The sequence below is a fragment of the Rathayibacter sp. AY1D9 genome (assembly GCF_002932395.1).
Taxonomy (GTDB): Bacteria; Actinomycetota; Actinomycetes; order Actinomycetales; family Microbacteriaceae; genus Rathayibacter.
Genome location: NZ_PSVQ01000031.1, coordinates 29537 through 45145 on the forward strand (window position 1 = coordinate 29537; position 15609 = coordinate 45145).

Below are 15609 nucleotides of genomic sequence, written 5' to 3' on the forward strand. Positions count from 1 at the left end.
GGTCACTTCCTCCGCAGGGCCGAGACGACGCCCGCGGCGCCGGCGGCGAGGGCCGCGGCGGCCCCCGCGTAGCTCAGGGCGCGGTGGCGGATCATCCAGATCTGGGGCGTCATGGTGTGCGCGCGGTCGCTGAAGAGGCCGCGGGCGCCGTGATCGCCGGGGACCGGCTCGTAGACGTTGTTCGGCAGCATCGGCTCCGTCTTGTCGGGGGCCTGCTGACCGTCGAAGGCGCTGCGGGCGAGGTACCAGTCCATGAAGCGCCCGGCGAAGCGGTCGCCGAGGATGGTGCCCGCGGTCGGCTCGCCGACCCAGGTGCGGCGGCGCGGCTCGTCGGCCACGTCGGCGATCGCGATCGCGCCCACCTCGGGCTCGTAGATCGGCGGCACGGGCTGCGGGTGGTGCGGCAGCTGCGACTTCACCCAGTTGAACTGGATGGTGTTGAGCGCCGGCATGTCGACCTCGGACAGGCGCACGCGGCTCTTCGCGTGCAGCAGCTCCGCGGTGACGGCCTCGGTGAAGCCTCGGGCGCCGAACTTGGAGGCGCAGTACGCGGCCTGCAGCGGGATGCCCCGGTGCGCGAGGGCGGAGCCGACCTGGATGACGTGCCCGCGGTCGCGCGGGGTCATCCGGGAGAGGGCTGCGCGGGTGCCATTGACGAAGCCGAAGAAGTTGACGCCCACGGCGCGCTCGAAGTCGGCGGGCTCGGTCGACAGGAACTCGCCGAAGACGCCGACCATCGCGTCGTTGACCCACAGCTCGATCGGGCCGAGCTCGGCCTCGACCCGGTCGGCCGCCGACTCGACGGCCTCGCGGTCGGCCACGTCGGTCGGGATGCCCAGCCCGCGCCGGCCCTTCTGCTCGATCTCGGCCACCGTGGCCGCCAGTCCGTCCTCGCCGCGCGCCAGCACGGCGACGTCCCAGCCGCGGGAGGCGAGCTCGCGGACCGTGGCGCGTCCGAGCCCGGCCGTGCCGCCCGTGACGACGGCGACTCCGCGGCTCATGCGCGGGCCTCGCGGGAGGAGGTCTCGAGGCGGGGGTGCTGCGTCATGGTGCGGGCTCCTTCGTGAGGGCGCGGTGTGCGTCGGGAGTCCCACGCTAGGCGGGAGCGGCGGCGCGGCGCGCGGGGTTGCGCCTGATCGGTGGAGAGCTCGGTGGATCCGCGCCCGGGGAGGAGAATCGCTCCCGACAGCTCCCGGCTCTCCTCCAGAGACCGCCGCCAGACTGACGCCCGCCCGAGCACCCTCCGACCGGATCGACGCATGACCTCTCTCCTCGACCTGAGCCTCGTCTCCGGCCCCCTCGTCGTCGCCGTCTACGTGCTCGCGATCGGAGCGCTCCTCCTCCTGCTCGCCGCCCACGTCCGCGCTCCCCGCCGCGGGCGCTCCCGACGCGGCGGGATCGCCGTCGCGGTCCTCCTCCTGGGCCTGATCGGCGGCGCCGCCCTGGCCGCCCTCGTCGACGGGCCCGACGGCCCGTTCGGCGTCGACTTCACGCCGGTCACCCGGGTCGCGATCGGCCTCGGGATCGGCGGGCTGGGCGTCGCCCTGGTCGTCCTCGGGCACGCGATCGCCCGCCGCCGCGCGCGGGGGGTTCTCGCATCGCTCGCGGCCGGAGTGCTCGTCGTCGCGGCGGCCGCGATGACCGTCAACATCGACTTCGGCCAGTACCCCACGGTGCGCAGCGCGCTCGGGATCAGCGCGTACTCCGACTCCTCCGTGCCGGTCGCCGCCGCGGACGGACCGCACTCGGACCTCGCGACCTGGACGGCCCCGGCCGGGATGCCCGCCGTCGGCTCGGTCTCGACGGTCGCCATCCCCGCCACCGCGTCGGGCTTCCCGGCCCGCGACGCCGTGGTCTACCTCCCGCCCGCGGCCCTCACCGCGGCACCGCCGCTGCTGCCGGTGATGATCATGCTCTCGGGGCAGCCGGGGTCGCCCTCCGATCCGCTCTCGACCGAGAAGTTCCAGCAGACCCTCGACGCCTACGCCGCCGCGCACGCCGGCCTCGCGCCGATCGTCGTGTCGCCCGACCAGCTGGGCGATCCGGACAGGAACCCGATGTGCGTCGACTCGCCGCTCGGGAAGTCGGCCACGTACCTCACCGTCGACGTCCCCAACTGGATCCGCGCCAACCTGCCGGTGCTCGGCGACGCGCAGCACTGGGCGATCGGCGGCCTCTCGCAGGGCGGGACCTGCTCGATCCAGCTCGGCGCCGGCCACCCGTCGCTCTTCGGCAACATCGTCGACGCCTCGGGCGAGCTCGCGCCGACCCTCGGCAGCGAGGCGGCGACGGTCGCGCAGGGGTTCGGCGGAGACCAGGCCGCCTACGAGGCCGCGAAGCCGGTGAACGTCCTCGCGGCGAACGCCCCCTACACCGGCACCGTCGCGATCTTCGGAGTCGGCGCCGAGGACACCTCGTTCCTCCCCGGAGCGAAGACCGTCTACGCCGCGGCCGTCGCCGCCGGCATGAGCGCCACCTACCTCGAGGTGCCGGACAGCGCCCACGACGTCACGGCGTGGTCGGCGACCTTCGACAAGGGCCTCGAGATCCTCGCCGACCGCTGGAAGCTCGTCCCTGCCTCCTGAGCGGCTCCGGGCCTCAGGCGCTCTCGACCAGCCGGACCGCCGCCTCGATCCCGCCGCTCCACGGCGCTCCGTGGCCCGGGAGCACCCAGCGCGCCCCGGTGGGCAGGAGCGCCCGGAGCGACGCGAGCGCCTGCTCCGGCTCGTCGGTGAAGGGCGCGGGCTGCGGACCCGTGCGACCGGTGAGCACGTGGCGGGTGGTCAGCCCGTCGCCGACGAAGACCGCGTCGGCCAGCGGCACGTGCACGGCGATGCTCCCCGGGGAGTGGCCCGGGAGCGCGATCACGCGGGGAGCGCCCGGCAGGTCGAGCGTCTGCCCGTCGTGCACCTCGACGACCTCGGTGAGCGGCGGGACCGTCGCGATGCCCTTCCGCAGCGCGTAGGCCGCGAAGCCGAGGAGCGGCAGGACGCGCAGCCGCGGTGTCGCGGTCCTCGGCTTCGCCCCGCCCTTCGCCCGCTCGGCGTCGGCGGCGTGCACGTGGACCGGCACGCCGTGGTCGCGGCGCAGGCGCTCGGCGAAGCCCACGTGGTCGGAGTCGCCGTGGGTCAGCACGACGCCGCGCACGTCGTCGAGGGTGCGGCCCATTGCGCGCAGCTCGGCCAGGAGCTCCGGCCAGAGACCGGCCGGCCGCGTTCCTCCTCGTGACGGCCCCCGCTCCCGGCACGCCCGTCACCGCCCAGGAGTACCGCGACGCGGCGAGCGCCCGCCTGCTGGACCTCACCGCGCAGCTGGCGGGCGAGGAGGACGCCCTCGAGGCGGCGCGCACGCTGACCGCCTGGGCGACGGGGTTCATCGGGATGGAGATCACCGGCGCCTTCACCCTCGGCGGCGATGTGGAGAGCGCCTGGCGCTTCGGGCTGGGGCGGATCGTCTCCGCGCTCGCTCCGGCCGCGTCGCGCTGAGCGCCGCCGCTCAGGCCCGGCGGAGCGCCGCCTCGTCCTCGAGGAACCGCGGACGGCACGCGACGATCCCGCTGACCAGCAGCACCGCCACTCCGGCGAACAGCAGCGCGTACGCGCCGCCCCAGTCCCCCTGCGCCTCGTAGAGCACGCCGATCAGCAGCGGACCGAGGCAGGCGAGCCCGTAGCCGAGCCCCTGCGTGGCGCCGGAGAGGGTCGAGGAGCCGGTGGTCGTCCGCGTCCGCGCGTTCACGAGCGTCAGCGTCATCGGGAACGTGCTGACGCCGAGCCCGAGGCAGACCACCCACGCCACGGCACCCTCCAGCGGAGCGACGACGAGGCCCGCGTAGCCGACGGCGAGCAGCACGCAGCACACCACCACGACCACGACCGGGTTGCGCATCCCCAGAGTCAGCGGCGGCACCACGAAGGCGGCGGCGAGGCCGAACACCGAGAACAGCGCCAGCAGCGCCCCGCCCTGCGCCGGATCCGCGCCCGCGTCGACGAGGATCGTCGGCAGCCAGGTGATGATCCCGTAGGTGTGCAGACCGGTCATCCCGAGCATCAGCACCATCGCCCAGAGCAGCGGCGTGCGCCACGCCCCGTCCACACGGCCGCCGGCGGCGGCCGGAGCCGCCCCGCCTCCTCCGCGGGCCGCGAGCGCCGCCCAGAGCAGGCAGGCCGCGGCCGTCATCACGGCCCAGATCCCGATCGCCCAGCGCCACCCCGCCGTCGAGGCCAGCGGCACCGCGACCAGCGGAGCGACGAACTGGCCCACCTGCAGCAGCGCCAGGTAGAGCGAGCTGACCGTCTTGATCCGCTCGGCGAAGTACCGCTTCACGATCGGCACGATGAGCACGTTCGTGGTGCCCACGCCCGCGAAGGCGACGACGGTCGAGAGCACCAGAGCGACCGGGCTCGGGCTCAGCGCGCGGAGGGCGATGCCCAGCGTGGTCACCAGCGTCGCGATCGCGAGCGTGCGCTCCAGGCCGATCCGGCGCGAGACGGCCGCGGCGACGAAGCCGAAGACGGCGAAGGAGGCGGTGACGATCGTCCCCAGCGCCCCGTAGAGCGAGGGCCCGAAGCCGAGATCGGTGCCGATCGTGTCGAGCAGCGGGCTGAAGCCGGTGACGGCGGTGCGGAGGTTCAGCGCGGTGATCGCGATGGCGGCGAGGGCCAGGAGGGCGGTGGCGCGGAGCGTCGGTGCTGCGGTCATGGAGTCCCCGAGAGATAGGATGATGGGATGAATCCTGGCGAGTCTAGCCCCGCGGCGCCGTTCCAGCGCGAGAGCGTGATCGACCACGTCACGGCGCTGTTCCACGAGGAGATCCGCTCGGGCCGCTGGGCCGTCGGCGAGCGGATCCCGGTGGAGGCCGAGCTCGCCCGCTGGACCGGCGCCGGACGCAACTCCGTCCGCGAGGCCGTCCAGGCCCTCGTGCAGGCGGGCCTCGTGCGGCGGGAGCAGGGGCGCGGCACGTTCGTCACCGCGCGCTCGCAGCTCGCCGAGTCGCTGCGCCGCCGCATCCCGAGCGCCGCCCGCCGGGAGGGCCTCGAGCTGCGGTTCGCGATCGACGGGGCGACGGCCGCGCTGGCGGCCGAGCGCCGCACCGGGGAGGACGTCGCCGCCCTCCGCTCCCTGCTGGCCCGCCGGGCCCGCTCGTGGGAGGCGCCGGAGCTCGCCGAGCGGATCGCCGCGGACACCGCGCTGCACCGGGCCGTCGTCGTCGCGACCCACAACGACCTGTTCGTCGAGCTCTACGACGGCCTCACCGGCATGTTCGAGTCGGTGCTGGAGGAGGACGTCGGCGGCGAGGAGGACGTGCACGCCCGCCAGCACGCCGAGCTGGTCGAGGCGATCGCCGCGGGCGACGCCAAGGGGGCGCGGCGCCGGATCGAGGAGCTGCTCGCGCCGCTGCTGGCCGAGGCGCAGCACGGCGACGGCTGAGGGGGATCCTCTGCGGCGGGCGGCGGGCGGCGGGCGGCACGCGCTCACGGCCGGCGTCGTGCCGCCCGGCGAGCGGGATCATCCGAGTGGGATCAGCCCCGCGGACGCCGGGTCGACCAGAGCGCCCACGCCACCAGCAGCGGCTGGAACGCGAGGCGCACGGCGCGCTTGCGGTCGGTGTCGAGGCCGAAGGCGCTCGTCCGCGTCACCCACTGCGAGACGTTGCCCGGGAAGATCGCGGTGAAGAAGGCGGCGGCCGCGGCTCCGACCAGCGGCGCCCGGCGGCGCGCGAGCACCAGGGAGGCGCCCAGGCCGATCTCCACCACGCCCGAGGCGAGCACGACCGCGTCCTTGTCCAGCGGCACCCACTCGGGGACCTGCGCCTGGAACTCCTCCCGCTTGCGGGTGAGGTGGCTCACCCCCGCGAAGAGGAGGGCGGAGCCGAGGAGCACCTTGGCGCCGGTGCGGAGGAGGGACGGGGAGGAGGATGTCATGCGCTCCATCGTTCCCGATGCGGGCCGCCGCCGCCGCCGTGGCGCGGCCAGTGCGCACGAACGTGCCGGTGTCGGAGGCGGCGCCTAGTCTGATCGCGTGACTGACCGCATCCTCGTCCTCACCACCGGTGGCACCGTCGACAAGGAGTACTCGCTCGCGGGCGAGCTCGAGATCGGCGCCCCGATGGTGCCGCGCCTGCTCGCCCCGGTGCTCACCACGCTCGAGTTCCGCGTCGAGGAGGTCCTCGCCAAGGACAGCCTCGAGCTCGACGACGCCGATCGGGCCCTCATCCGCGAGCGGGTGCTCGCCGCCGAGGAGGACCGGATCGTCCTCACCCACGGCACCGACACGATGACCGCGACGGCCGAGGCCCTCGGCGTCGTCCGCGATCGGGTGGTCGTCCTCACCGGCGCGATGCAGCCCGCACGGATGCTCGACAGCGACGCCGCGTTCAACCTCGGCACCGCGGTGGCCGCCGTGCAGCTGCTGCCGCCGGGCGTCTACCTCGCGATGAGCGGACGGGTGCTGCCCGCCGGCTCCGTGGTGAAGGACCGGTCGATCGGCGTGTTCCTCCCGGCCTGAGCCGAACGCCGGGCCAGGGTCGCCCGCGGACGGGCTCCCGGCCGGACCACCCTCAGGCCTCGGCGAGCCCCGCGGTGCAGGCCGCGCAGAGCCCGAAGACGTCCACGACGTGGTGCGCGTCCGTGAAGCCGTTCTGCGACGCGACCGAGCGCGCCCACTCCTCGACCTCGTCGGCCGCGATCTCGACCGTCAGCCCGCAGCGGCGGCAGATCAGGTGGTGGTGGTGCGTGCCCGGCGTGCAGGCGCGGTAGAGGCTCTCGCCCTCGGGCGACTGCAGCGAGTCGGCCTCGCCCTCCACGGCCAGGTCCGAGAGCGCGCGGTAGACCGTCGCGAGCCCGATCGGCGAGCCGGAGGCGTGCAGCGCACTGTGCAGGCCCTGGGCGCTGACGAAGTCCTCGCGACGCCCGAGAGCCTCGCGCACCGCCTCGCGCTGCCACGTGTTGCGCTTGACCACTGGACCACCTCCACTCCGCACGACCCGGGCCACGCTACCGCCCCCCGCCGACGGCGAGCCGGGAGCGCCGGACGCCCTTCCGGCCGATGATCCGGCAGACCGCGTAGATCGCGAACGAGATCGTCGTCACGTAGGGGCTGATCGGGATCGATCCGCCCAGCGCGAGCAGGATGCCGCCCACCAGCGCGCCGACGGCGAAGAGCACGCTCAGCAGCGGCACGATCACCGGCGAGGCGGAGAGGCGCAGCGCCGCGGCCGCCGGCGTCACCAGGATCGCGAGCACGAGCAGCGAGCCGACGATCTGCACCGAGACGGCGACCGCGAGGCCGAGCAGGAGCATGAACGCGATCGAGAGCGCCCGGGTGGGGATGCCGCGCGCGGCCGCCACGTCGGCGTCGACGCTCGCGAAGGTGAGGGGGCGCCAGATCAGCGCGAGACCGACGAGGACGACCACCGAGATGCCGATCAGCCACCCGAGCTGCGGGTCGTCGACCGCGACGATCTGACCCGTGAGCAGGCCGAACTTGTTCGCGCTGCGGCCAGGGTAGAGGGCCAGGCAGAGGATGCCGATGCCGAGTCCGAACGGCATCAGCACCGCGATGATCGAGTTGCGGTCGCGGGCGCGCGAGCCGAGCACGCCGATCAGGACCGCCGCGATCAGCGAGCCGACGATCGATCCCTCGACGACGCCGACGCCCAGCAGCAGCCCCGCGGACGCCCCCGCGAACGAGAGCTCACTGATGCCGTGGACCGCGAAGGCCATGTCGCGCGACATCACGAAGACGCCGATGAGCCCGCCGACCACTCCGAGGACCGCGCCGGCGATCACCGAGTTCATCAGGAGCGACAGCAGCGCTCCGTAGTCCGAGAAGTCGAAGATCTGCGACCAGACGTCCGTCACGACTGCCCCTCCTCGTGCTCGTGCACGTGCGAGTGGTCGGGTGCGCCGACCACGATGACCCGGCCCCGGGCGCGGATCACGTCGACGGGTGCATCGTAGAGCTCGCTGAGCACCTCCGAGCGCAGGACCTCGTCGGGGGTGCCGATCCGGAACCGGCCGCCGGCGAGGTAGAGCACGCGGTCCACCATGCCGAGCACCGGATTCACGTCGTGCGTGACGAAGAGGACGCCGAGGTTCCGCTCGCGGCGGTGCCGGTCGATCAGCTCGCTGACCGCCCGCTGGTGGGCGAGGTCGAGCGCGATCAGCGGCTCGTCGCAGAGCAGGAGCGCCGGGTCGCCCGCGAGCGCCTGGCCGACGCGGACGCGCTGCTGCTCGCCGCCGGACAGGCTGCCGATGGGGGCGTCGGCGAAGGCGGTGGCGCCGACGGCCTCGAGCAGCGCGTCCACGGCCGCACGCCGGGAGCGGGAGGGCAGGGGCAGGCCGAACCGGTGGCCGTCGATCCCGAGCCCGAGCAGATCGCGCGCGCGCAGCGGAGTGCCCTCGTCGGCGAGCCTCTGCTGCGGGATGTAGCCGATGCGCCGGTTGCCGCGGTGCACGGGCTCGCCGAGCACGTGCAGCTCCCCCGCGCTCAGCTGCTGCTGACCGAGCACCGCGCGCAGGAGGCTCGTCTTGCCGGAGCCGTTCGCCCCGAGCACCGCGACGAACTCGCCGGCGCGCACGTCGAGGTCGACGCCGCTCCACAGCTCGCGGTCGCCGAAGCGGAGCCCGGCGCCGCGCAGCCGCAGCACGGACGCCGAAGGGCCCGCCTCCGGGGAGACGGGCCTGGTCGGGGAGTCGTGGCTCACTGGGAGAGGGCTCCCTCGATCGCGTCGAGGTTGGCGGTCATCCAGCCGGTGTAGTCGTCGCCCTCGGGCAGCGTCTCGGTGACGGGGACGGCCGGGATCCCGGCGGCCTTCGCGGCGTCGAGCACCGCGTCCGTCTGCGCGCCCTCGGTCTGCTCGTTGTAGATCAGCGCGTCGACGGCCTCGCCGGAGAACAGCGCCAGCGTCTCCTGGAGCGTGGTCGCGGGGACGTCGGTGCCCTCCTCGACCGCCTCGCTGAAGGCCTCGAGAGTCGCGTCAGTCAGGCCGAGCGCATCGGTCATGTACAGCGGGACGGGCTCGGTGATCGCGATGGAGCGGCCGGAGAGCGCGCCCTTCAGCTCGTCCTCGCGGGCGATCAGCGCGTCGAGCCCCTCGTCGAGGGTGGCGAGATTGGCGGAGTAGGCGGAGGCGTTGTCGGGGTCGAGCGCGGCGAGCTCGTCGCCGATCCGCCCCGCGACCTCCTTCATCACCGAGAGGTCGTACCAGACGTGCTCGTTGAACTCCGCGTGCTCGTGCCCGCCCTCCGACTCCTCCTCCTCCGCGTGGTCGTGGACGTCCTCCAGGCCGGCGATCACGGTGGCCGTGATGACGGGGGCCTCGGTGCCGGCCGCGCTGATCATGGTGTCGAGGAAGTGGTCGTAGCCGCCGCCGTTCTCGATCACGAGGGTCGCGCCGGACACGGCGAGCTGGTCGCGGGCGGTGGCCTCGTACTCGTGCGGGTCCTTGTCCGGGCTGTCGATGATGCTGGTCACCTCGACCAGGTCGCCGCCGATGCTCGAGACGAGGTCGCCGTAGACGTTCGTCGACGCGACGACCTTCACGGGCCCGCCCGCGGCGGCGGCGGAGGAGCTGTCGGAGGCGCTGCCCGCTCCGGAGCAGCCGCTCAGGGCGAGCGCGGTGCTGCCGAGGAGGGCGGTGAGGGCGAGGAGGCGGGTCTTCACGGTGAGCCGATCTGGGTCAGGGGCCGGGCGGGTGCCCCCACGCTAACGGCTATTGATAACGATTGTCAAAATCGTGCAGAGGCGCCCGCCGGTCATCCGCGGACACACGCGGACACGGGGCGACACGCGCCTCGCTCTGAGCACCTCGCCCCTGGCACAGTCGCTGCACACCGCCCCCGACGAGACGAGGACACCGTGACCACCACCGCACCCACGACCACCGGCGCCGACGCCGCGACGACGATCGGCGCCGCCGCCGAGCACTGGTCGGCCGCACCCCGGCCCGACTCCCCTGACGCCTGGCTCGTCCGCGCCGAGGAGGTCGCCGCCGTGCTCGCGACCGACGCCCTCGAGCGCGACCGCGCCGGCGCCGCCCCCTTCGCCGAGGTCGCCCTGCTCAAGGCGGCCGGCCTCGTCACGCTGCTCGGGCCCGCCGAGCACGGCGGCGGTGCCCAGGAGTGGACCACCGCCCTCCGCGTCGTCCGCACCGTCGCGCGCGGCGACGGCTCGATCGGCCAGCTGCTCGGCTACCACTACCTCTGGGCCTGGGCGGCCCGCCTCGTGGGGACCCCTGAGCAGATCATCGCGGTCGAGCAGCTCGCGACCGAGGGGGACCTCCTCTACGGAGGCGCGGTGAACCCGCGCGACTCCGACCTCACCGTGCGGGAGGAGGGCGACGAGCTGGTCTTCACCGGCCGCAAGTCGTTCTCGACCGGCGGCGTGGTCAGCGACCTGACCGTGCTCGAGGGGGTGCTCGAGGGGACGGACACCCACCTCTTCGCGATCGTCCCCACCGATCAGGAGGGGATCGTCTTCGGCCGCGACTGGGACAGCCTCGGCCAGCGGCTCACCGAGTCCGGCTCCGTCGAGATCCGCGGCGTCCGCGTGCCGTGGGCGGCGGCGGCCGGCTTCGTCGACAAGGTCTACCGTCCGCTCGTCTACAACACCCTCAACGTGCCCGTCATCCAGCAGGTCTTCGCCGAGTTCTACCTCGGCATCGCGCAGGGAGCGCTCGAGCGCGCGGCGCAGTACACCCGCGAGCGCACCCGGGCCTGGCCGTACGGCGGCGACGACAAGGAGCGCGCCGGCGACGAGTGGTACGTGCTCGAGGGATACGGCGACCTGCAGTCCCGGCTCTGGGCCGACGAGGCGCTGATCGACGCGACGGGGGCCGCGCTCTCGGCCGCGCTGCACGCTCCGCGCGAGGAGCTGACGCCTCGGCGCCGCGGCGAGATCGCCGTGCGGATCGCCGCGGCCAAGGCGCGGATCGTGGAGGACGGCCTCGCGACGGCGACCCGCGTCTTCGAGCTGACCGGCGCCCGCGCCTCCGCCAGCTCGGTCGGACTCGACCTCTACTGGCGGAACCTCCGCACCCACTCCCTGCACGATCCGCTGCCCTACAAGCGCCGCGAGGTCGGCGTCTTCGCCCTGCTCGACACCGTCCCCGAGCCCAGCTGGTACACCTGATCGGCCGTGGGGCGCGTCCTGCTCCGGCGGCGCGCCCCGCCCGCACGCCGCCCCGGCGTCGATCCGCGACAGGCCGGAGCGGAGCCCCGGGGTAGCGTGAGGGCCGAGCGGAGGGAGGACCGTGGCCGTCACGCTGCACGACGTCGCCCGCGCCGCCGACGTCTCGATCAAGACCGTCTCGAACGTGATCAACGACTATCCGCACGTGCGCCCGGCCACCCGCTCCCGGGTGCAGGCGGCCATCGCGCAGCTGGGCTACCGCCCCAACCTCTCCGCGCGGAGCCTGCGCCGCGGCCGTACAGGCGTGATCGGCCTCGCCCTGCCGGAGCTGAGCCTCCCCTACTTCGCCGAGCTCGCCGACAGCGTGATGCGCGCCGCCGACGAGCGCGGGCTGACGGTGCTGATCGAGCAGACCGGCGGCGACCCCGAGCGCGAGCGGAGCGTGCTGGCGAGCGAGCGCCGGCAGCTCACCGACGGGCTGCTCTTCAGCCCGCTGGGCCTCGCCGACGAGGACGCGCTCGCGGTCGGCTTCCCCCTGGTGCTGCTCGGCGAGCGGATCTTCACCGGGCTGGTCGACCACGTCACCATGCAGAACACGGCGGCGGCGCACGCTGCCACCGCGCACCTGCTCGCCTCCGGCCGGCGCCGGATCGTGGCGCTCGGGACCCACCCCGACGCCGCCGTCAGCTCGGCGTCGCTCCGCCTCGAGGGCTACCGCGCCGCGCTCGCCGAGGCCGGCATCGCCTACGACGAGCGGATGATCGGCGTCTCGGGCCCGTGGCGGCGCTCCGGCGGCGCCGAGGCGATGCGCCGCGTGCTCGCCTCCGGGCTCGACTTCGACGCCGTGTTCGCGCTCAACGACACCCTCGCGCTCGGCGCTGTCCGCGCGCTCCAGGAGGCGGGGGTCCGCGTCCCCGAGGAGGTGGCGGTGATCGGCTTCGACGACATCGACGAGGCGGGCTACTCCTCCCCCAGCCTCTCCAGTGTGGACTCGGGGCGCGACGAGATCGCGCGGACCGCGGTCGAGGTGCTGCAGGCCCGGATCGAGGGCACCCGCACCGGCCCGGGGACGCTCCACGAGGCGGCGTTCACCGTGGTCGCCCGGGAGTCGACCGCGGGCCGTCCGATCGCGGAGGACCCGTCGGTCGGCCGGGCGTCGGCCGGGGCCTAGGCGCAGGTCCCGCTGCCGCAGATCTCGCGGCGGATCCACGCGCCCGCGTCCGCGACGGCCAGCTCGCCGCGGCGGAGGAGCCGGCTCCACTCCACGGCCCGCGTCGTCAGCCGGTCGTCGGCCGAGCCGCGGACGTCGCCGCCGACGGTGCGGAGGAACAGGTGCGCGAGCGGGCCGCCGAGGTACAGCGTGGCGCCCGCGACGCCGGCGAAGTGGCGGGCCTGGCCGCGGGTGCCGTCGTCGTAGGGGCGGCGGAAGCCCTTCCCCCGGACCCGGTTGCGGCCGCCGTGCGCCAGGTCGAGGGCGCCGAGCGGGGCGCTGCGGATGCCGGCGACGTCCTTCGCGACGGCCGCGAGGAACGCGCGCGGGCGGGGATGCGACGCCGCGAGGGCGTCGGCGCGGTCGGCGAGCTCGGAGCAGGCGTCGGTGGCGGCATCGGAGGAGGGCACCCGCCCAGTCGAGCACAGGTGCGCTGAGCGGCGGCGGGGAGGGCCGACGCGCGAGGAGGTCGGCCGACCTCGGCAGCGGCACGCAGCGAGGCGGGTGGGCCCCGTGCCGCTCTTGACAGCAGCGGAGGCGGGGCGGACCATCGTGTACAACGTTAGAAAGACCGCTCGCCGCCGAGCCCGCTGCGGGAGCCCGAAGCCCGAAAGGCCCTCATGACCGACGCCACCGCCGCCACCGCGCGCATCAGCCTCGACCCCGCCGCGGTCGTCGCCCCCGTCACTCCGCGCCTCTTCGGCTCGTTCGTCGAGCACCTCGGCCGCTGCGTGTACGACGGCATCTACGAGCCCGGCCACCCCGCCTCGAACGAGGACGGCTTCCGCCTCGACGTGGTCGAGCTGGTCAAGGAGCTGGGCACCACGACGATCCGCTACCCCGGCGGCAACTTCGTCTCGGGCTACCGCTGGGAGGACGGCGTCGGCCCGCGCTCCGAGCGCCCCCGCCGCCGCGACCTGGCCTGGCACTCGCTCGAGACCAACGAGGTCGGGCTGGACGACTTCGCGAAGTGGGCGGAGCTGACCGGCAGCGAGATCATGTACGCCGTCAACCTCGGCACCCGCGGCGTCCTCGAGGCGCTCGACGTCCTCGAGTACGCCAACGGACCGGCCGGCACCGCTCTCGCCGACCAGCGCATCGCCAACGGCGGGACCGAGCCCTACGACATCCGCATGTGGTGCCTCGGGAACGAGATGGACGGTCCCTGGCAGGTCGGCCACATGAGCGCCGACGACTACGGCAAGCTCGCCTCCCGCACCGCCAAGGCCCTCAAGATCGCCGACCCCTCGCTCGAGCTGGTCGTCTGCGGCTCGTCGAGCTCGTCGATGCCGACCTTCGGCGAGTGGGAGCGCGTGGTCCTCGAGCACGCGTACGACGACGTCGAGTACGTCTCGTGCCACGCCTACTACCAGGAGTACGACGGAGACCTCGGCTCCTTCCTCGCCTCCTCCCTCGACATGGAGTACTTCATCGCCACCGTCGCGGCGACCGTGGACCACGTGAAGTTCAAGCTCAAGAAGACGAAGGACATCAAGCTCTCCTTCGACGAGTGGAACGTCTGGTACCTCGAGGAGTGGCAGGCCAAGGAGAAGGCCGACGCCGAGGGCGACCAGAGCACCCGCGAGTGGGCCTACGCCCCGCGCCTGCTCGAGGACGTCTACTCCGTCGCCGACGCCGTCGTCCTCGGCAACCTGATGATCACGCTGCTGAAGAACTCCGACCGGGTCACCTCCGCCTCCCTCGCGCAGCTCGTCAACGTGATCGCGCCGATCATGACCGAGCCGGGCGGAGCCGCGTGGCGCCAGACCACGTTCTTCCCGTTCTCGACCACCGCGCGTCTGGCCTCCGGCTCGGTGCTTCGCCCCCGGATCGACGCGGGGACCTACTCGACCGCCCGTCACGGCGACGCTCCGCTCATCGACTCCGTCGCCACCGTCGACGAGGGCCGCGCGGCCGTCTTCCTGGTGAACCGGTCGCAGACGGAGCCGATCGAGGTCACCGTCGACGTCAGCGGCCTCGGAGTCTCGAGCATCGCGGAGGCGCTGGCCCTGTTCGACGAGGACCCCTACGCGAAGAACACGCGTGACGACCAGAACCGCGTGCGCCTGCGCGAGGCCCCGGCGACGCTCGAGGACGGCGTGCTGACGCTGACCCTCCCGCCCGTCTCGTGGACGGCGGTCGCGCTCACGGCGTAGCGACGTCCGACCCGCGGGACCGCGTCCGGCCTCCCGGAGCCGCGCGGTCCCGCGGGCCCCGTCGGCAACCGTCTCGGCTCAGGCCGCGGGCCGCAGCGGGGAGGAGGCGCTCGAGCTGGTCCGCGAGGTCGTCCGCCACCCCCACCAGTACGTGGCGGGGATCGGGCTCGACAACCTCGAGACGGCGGGTCCGCCCGAGCGCTTCGCCGATGCCTACCGCCTCGCCGGGGAGGCCGGCCTGGGCCGGACCGCCCACTCCTCCGAGCACGCCCCGACCGCGGCCAACACGACGACCTGCCTCGATCTGCTGGGCTGCGACCGGATCGACCGCGGCTACTTCGTCCTCGAGGACCCCGCCGTCGTCGAGCGCGTCCGCGAGCAGGGCGTGGTGTTCACCGTCGCCTCGACGACCTCGCGCCGCTCCTGGCGGCCCTGGCGGCGCGCGTCCATCCGGGCGATGCTCGACGCGGGACTGCGGGTCGTGCCGTGCTCCGACGATCCCGGGATGTTCCCGACCACGCTCGCCGACGAGTACCGGCTCGCCGCCGGCCCGATCGGTGCGAGCGCCGCGCAGCTGCGCGCGATGGCGCTCACCGGAGCGGAGGCCTCCTGGCTGCCCGCCGACGAGAAGGAGAGTCTGCGCGCGTCGTTCGCCGCGGAGCTGGACGCGCTGGACGCGGAGTTCGGGCTCGTCTGAGGCCCGGAACGCGACGGGCTCCCCGCCCTGACAGAGTGGACGGATGAGCCCCCTCCCCGATCCCCTGGCCTTCGACCTCGAGGCGCTGCGCCGGGAGGTGCTGCCGGACGACGGGGGCGAGGTCGACGACAGCATCCCCGCGCTCAAGGACGCCGACCTGGGTCTCTGCGCGATCGCGCTCGTCCTGCCCGACGGGTCCGTCCGCGCGAGCGCCGACGCGGAGGCGCGGTTCAGCATCCAGTCGGCCGTGAAGCCGTTCCTGTTCGCGCTCGCGCTCCTCGACACCGGCGGCGACGCGCTCGACCGCGTCGGCATCGAGCCCACCGGCGAGGCCTTCGACGCCCTCAAGCTCGAGAGCGGCACCGGGCGTCCGCCGAACCCGATGGTCAACGCGGGAGCGCTGCTGACCGCCGCCC

General features: G+C 74.1%; 17 protein-coding genes and 1 pseudogene. 9 read left to right on the top strand and 9 right to left on the bottom strand.

Going from position 1 to position 15609, the window contains the following annotated elements; all coding sequences use genetic code 11:
• Positions 1-2: 2 nt before the first annotated feature.
• Positions 3-1001 carry an SDR family oxidoreductase gene (locus C5C50_RS12650; protein ID WP_104248002.1) on the bottom strand — a complete coding sequence of 333 codons (999 nt, stop codon included), beginning with the start codon at positions 999-1001 and terminating at the stop codon, positions 3-5.
• 258 nt (positions 1002-1259) lie between these two features.
• Between C5C50_RS12650 and C5C50_RS12655 the strand changes: the two genes are divergently transcribed.
• Positions 1260-2585: an esterase family protein gene (locus C5C50_RS12655; protein ID WP_104258167.1), complete on the top strand. Its 1326-nt coding sequence runs from the start codon at positions 1260-1262 to the stop codon at positions 2583-2585.
• 13 nt (positions 2586-2598) lie between these two features.
• Here C5C50_RS12655 and C5C50_RS12660 read toward each other — a convergent pair whose 3' ends face one another.
• A complete protein-coding gene (locus C5C50_RS12660) occupies positions 2599-3186 on the bottom strand; it encodes an MBL fold metallo-hydrolase (protein WP_308471833.1) in 588 nt (195 codons plus the stop codon).
• 38 nt (positions 3187-3224) lie between these two features.
• Between C5C50_RS12660 and C5C50_RS12665 the strand changes: the two genes are divergently transcribed.
• A complete protein-coding gene (locus C5C50_RS12665) occupies positions 3225-3485 on the top strand; it encodes a TetR-like C-terminal domain-containing protein (RefSeq protein ID WP_104261301.1) in 261 nt (86 codons plus the stop codon).
• A gap of 10 nt (positions 3486-3495) precedes the next feature.
• On the opposite strand, the gene C5C50_RS12670 is transcribed toward C5C50_RS12665, so the two are convergent.
• Positions 3496-4698, bottom strand: coding sequence for an MFS transporter (locus C5C50_RS12670; RefSeq protein ID WP_104261300.1), 1203 nt, complete (start codon positions 4696-4698; stop codon positions 3496-3498).
• Between the two features lie 27 nt (positions 4699-4725).
• On the opposite strand from C5C50_RS12670, the gene C5C50_RS12675 reads away from it, so the two are divergent.
• Positions 4726-5427 carry a FadR/GntR family transcriptional regulator gene (locus C5C50_RS12675; RefSeq protein WP_104273586.1) on the top strand — a complete coding sequence of 234 codons (702 nt, stop codon included), beginning with the start codon at positions 4726-4728 and terminating at the stop codon, positions 5425-5427.
• Between the two features lie 92 nt (positions 5428-5519).
• On the opposite strand, the gene C5C50_RS12680 is transcribed toward C5C50_RS12675, so the two are convergent.
• Entirely contained in the window at positions 5520-5930 is a 411-nt protein-coding gene (locus tag C5C50_RS12680) for a hypothetical protein (protein ID WP_181027249.1), read from the bottom strand.
• 88 nt (positions 5931-6018) lie between these two features.
• Between C5C50_RS12680 and C5C50_RS12685 the strand changes: the two genes are divergently transcribed.
• Positions 6019-6504, top strand: coding sequence for an asparaginase domain-containing protein (locus tag C5C50_RS12685; RefSeq protein ID WP_104224541.1), 486 nt, complete (start codon positions 6019-6021; stop codon positions 6502-6504).
• Between the two features lie 52 nt (positions 6505-6556).
• On the opposite strand, the gene C5C50_RS12690 is transcribed toward C5C50_RS12685, so the two are convergent.
• From C5C50_RS12690 to C5C50_RS12705, 4 genes are read right to left on the bottom strand one after another with little or no spacing between them, the layout of a single operon-like run.
• The gene (locus C5C50_RS12690; RefSeq protein WP_104224542.1) at positions 6557-6958 is read right to left on the bottom strand and encodes a Fur family transcriptional regulator; all 402 of its coding nucleotides are present in this window, start codon (positions 6956-6958) and stop codon (positions 6557-6559) included.
• Positions 6959-6992: 34 nt separating this feature from the next.
• Positions 6993-7796 (bottom strand): metal ABC transporter permease, encoded by an 804-nt coding sequence (locus C5C50_RS12695; protein WP_104233592.1) that lies wholly within the window; start codon positions 7794-7796, stop codon positions 6993-6995.
• A 59-nt stretch (positions 7797-7855) separates the two neighbouring features.
• Positions 7856-8704: a metal ABC transporter ATP-binding protein gene (locus C5C50_RS12700; RefSeq protein ID WP_104273587.1), complete on the bottom strand. Its 849-nt coding sequence runs from the start codon at positions 8702-8704 to the stop codon at positions 7856-7858.
• Positions 8701-9663, bottom strand: a complete 963-nt coding sequence (locus tag C5C50_RS12705) for a metal ABC transporter solute-binding protein, Zn/Mn family (RefSeq protein ID WP_104273588.1) — start codon at positions 9661-9663, stop codon at positions 8701-8703. Before C5C50_RS12705 ends, C5C50_RS12700 begins: the two co-directional genes overlap by 4 nt.
• A 195-nt stretch (positions 9664-9858) precedes the next feature.
• On the opposite strand from C5C50_RS12705, the gene C5C50_RS12710 reads away from it, so the two are divergent.
• Positions 9859-11130 (top strand): acyl-CoA dehydrogenase family protein, encoded by a 1272-nt coding sequence (locus tag C5C50_RS12710; protein WP_258067751.1) that lies wholly within the window; start codon positions 9859-9861, stop codon positions 11128-11130.
• A 121-nt stretch (positions 11131-11251) separates the two neighbouring features.
• On the top strand, positions 11252-12301 hold the full coding sequence (locus tag C5C50_RS12715) for a LacI family DNA-binding transcriptional regulator (RefSeq protein ID WP_104273589.1): 1050 nt from the start codon (positions 11252-11254) through the stop codon (positions 12299-12301).
• Here C5C50_RS12715 and C5C50_RS12720 read toward each other — a convergent pair.
• Positions 12298-12750 (bottom strand): hypothetical protein, encoded by a 453-nt coding sequence (locus tag C5C50_RS12720; protein WP_104273590.1) that lies wholly within the window; start codon positions 12748-12750, stop codon positions 12298-12300. The two genes, C5C50_RS12715 and C5C50_RS12720, sit on opposite strands and share 4 nt — an antisense overlap.
• A 210-nt stretch (positions 12751-12960) precedes the next feature.
• On the opposite strand from C5C50_RS12720, the gene C5C50_RS12725 reads away from it, so the two are divergent.
• From C5C50_RS12725 to C5C50_RS12735, 3 genes and pseudogenes are all read left to right on the top strand, one after another.
• Entirely contained in the window at positions 12961-14496 is a 1536-nt protein-coding gene (locus tag C5C50_RS12725; RefSeq protein WP_104273591.1) for an alpha-N-arabinofuranosidase, read from the top strand.
• 112 nt (positions 14497-14608) lie between these two features.
• Positions 14609-15193 (top strand): annotated as a pseudogene (locus C5C50_RS12730) (adenosine deaminase); the annotation flags it as partial.
• A 43-nt stretch (positions 15194-15236) separates the two neighbouring features.
• On the top strand, positions 15237-15609 hold a 373-nt coding region (locus tag C5C50_RS12735), incomplete at its 3' end, for a glutaminase (RefSeq protein WP_146085895.1).

Coding starts and splice junctions, on each gene's coding strand:
- C5C50_RS12650 (WP_104248002.1), bottom strand. CDS start 1,001: ATGAGCCGCGGAGTCGCCGTCGTCACGGGCGGCACGGCCGGGCTCGGA.
- C5C50_RS12655 (WP_104258167.1), top strand. CDS start 1,260: ATGACCTCTCTCCTCGACCTGAGCCTCGTCTCCGGCCCCCTCGTCGTC.
- C5C50_RS12670 (WP_104261300.1), bottom strand. CDS start 4,698: ATGACCGCAGCACCGACGCTCCGCGCCACCGCCCTCCTGGCCCTCGCC.
- C5C50_RS12675 (WP_104273586.1), top strand. CDS start 4,726: ATGAATCCTGGCGAGTCTAGCCCCGCGGCGCCGTTCCAGCGCGAGAGC.
- C5C50_RS12680 (WP_181027249.1), bottom strand. CDS start 5,930: ATGGAGCGCATGACATCCTCCTCCCCGTCCCTCCTCCGCACCGGCGCC.
- C5C50_RS12695 (WP_104233592.1), bottom strand. CDS start 7,796: ATGAACTCGGTGATCGCCGGCGCGGTCCTCGGAGTGGTCGGCGGGCTC.
- C5C50_RS12725 (WP_104273591.1), top strand. CDS start 12,961: ATGACCGACGCCACCGCCGCCACCGCGCGCATCAGCCTCGACCCCGCC.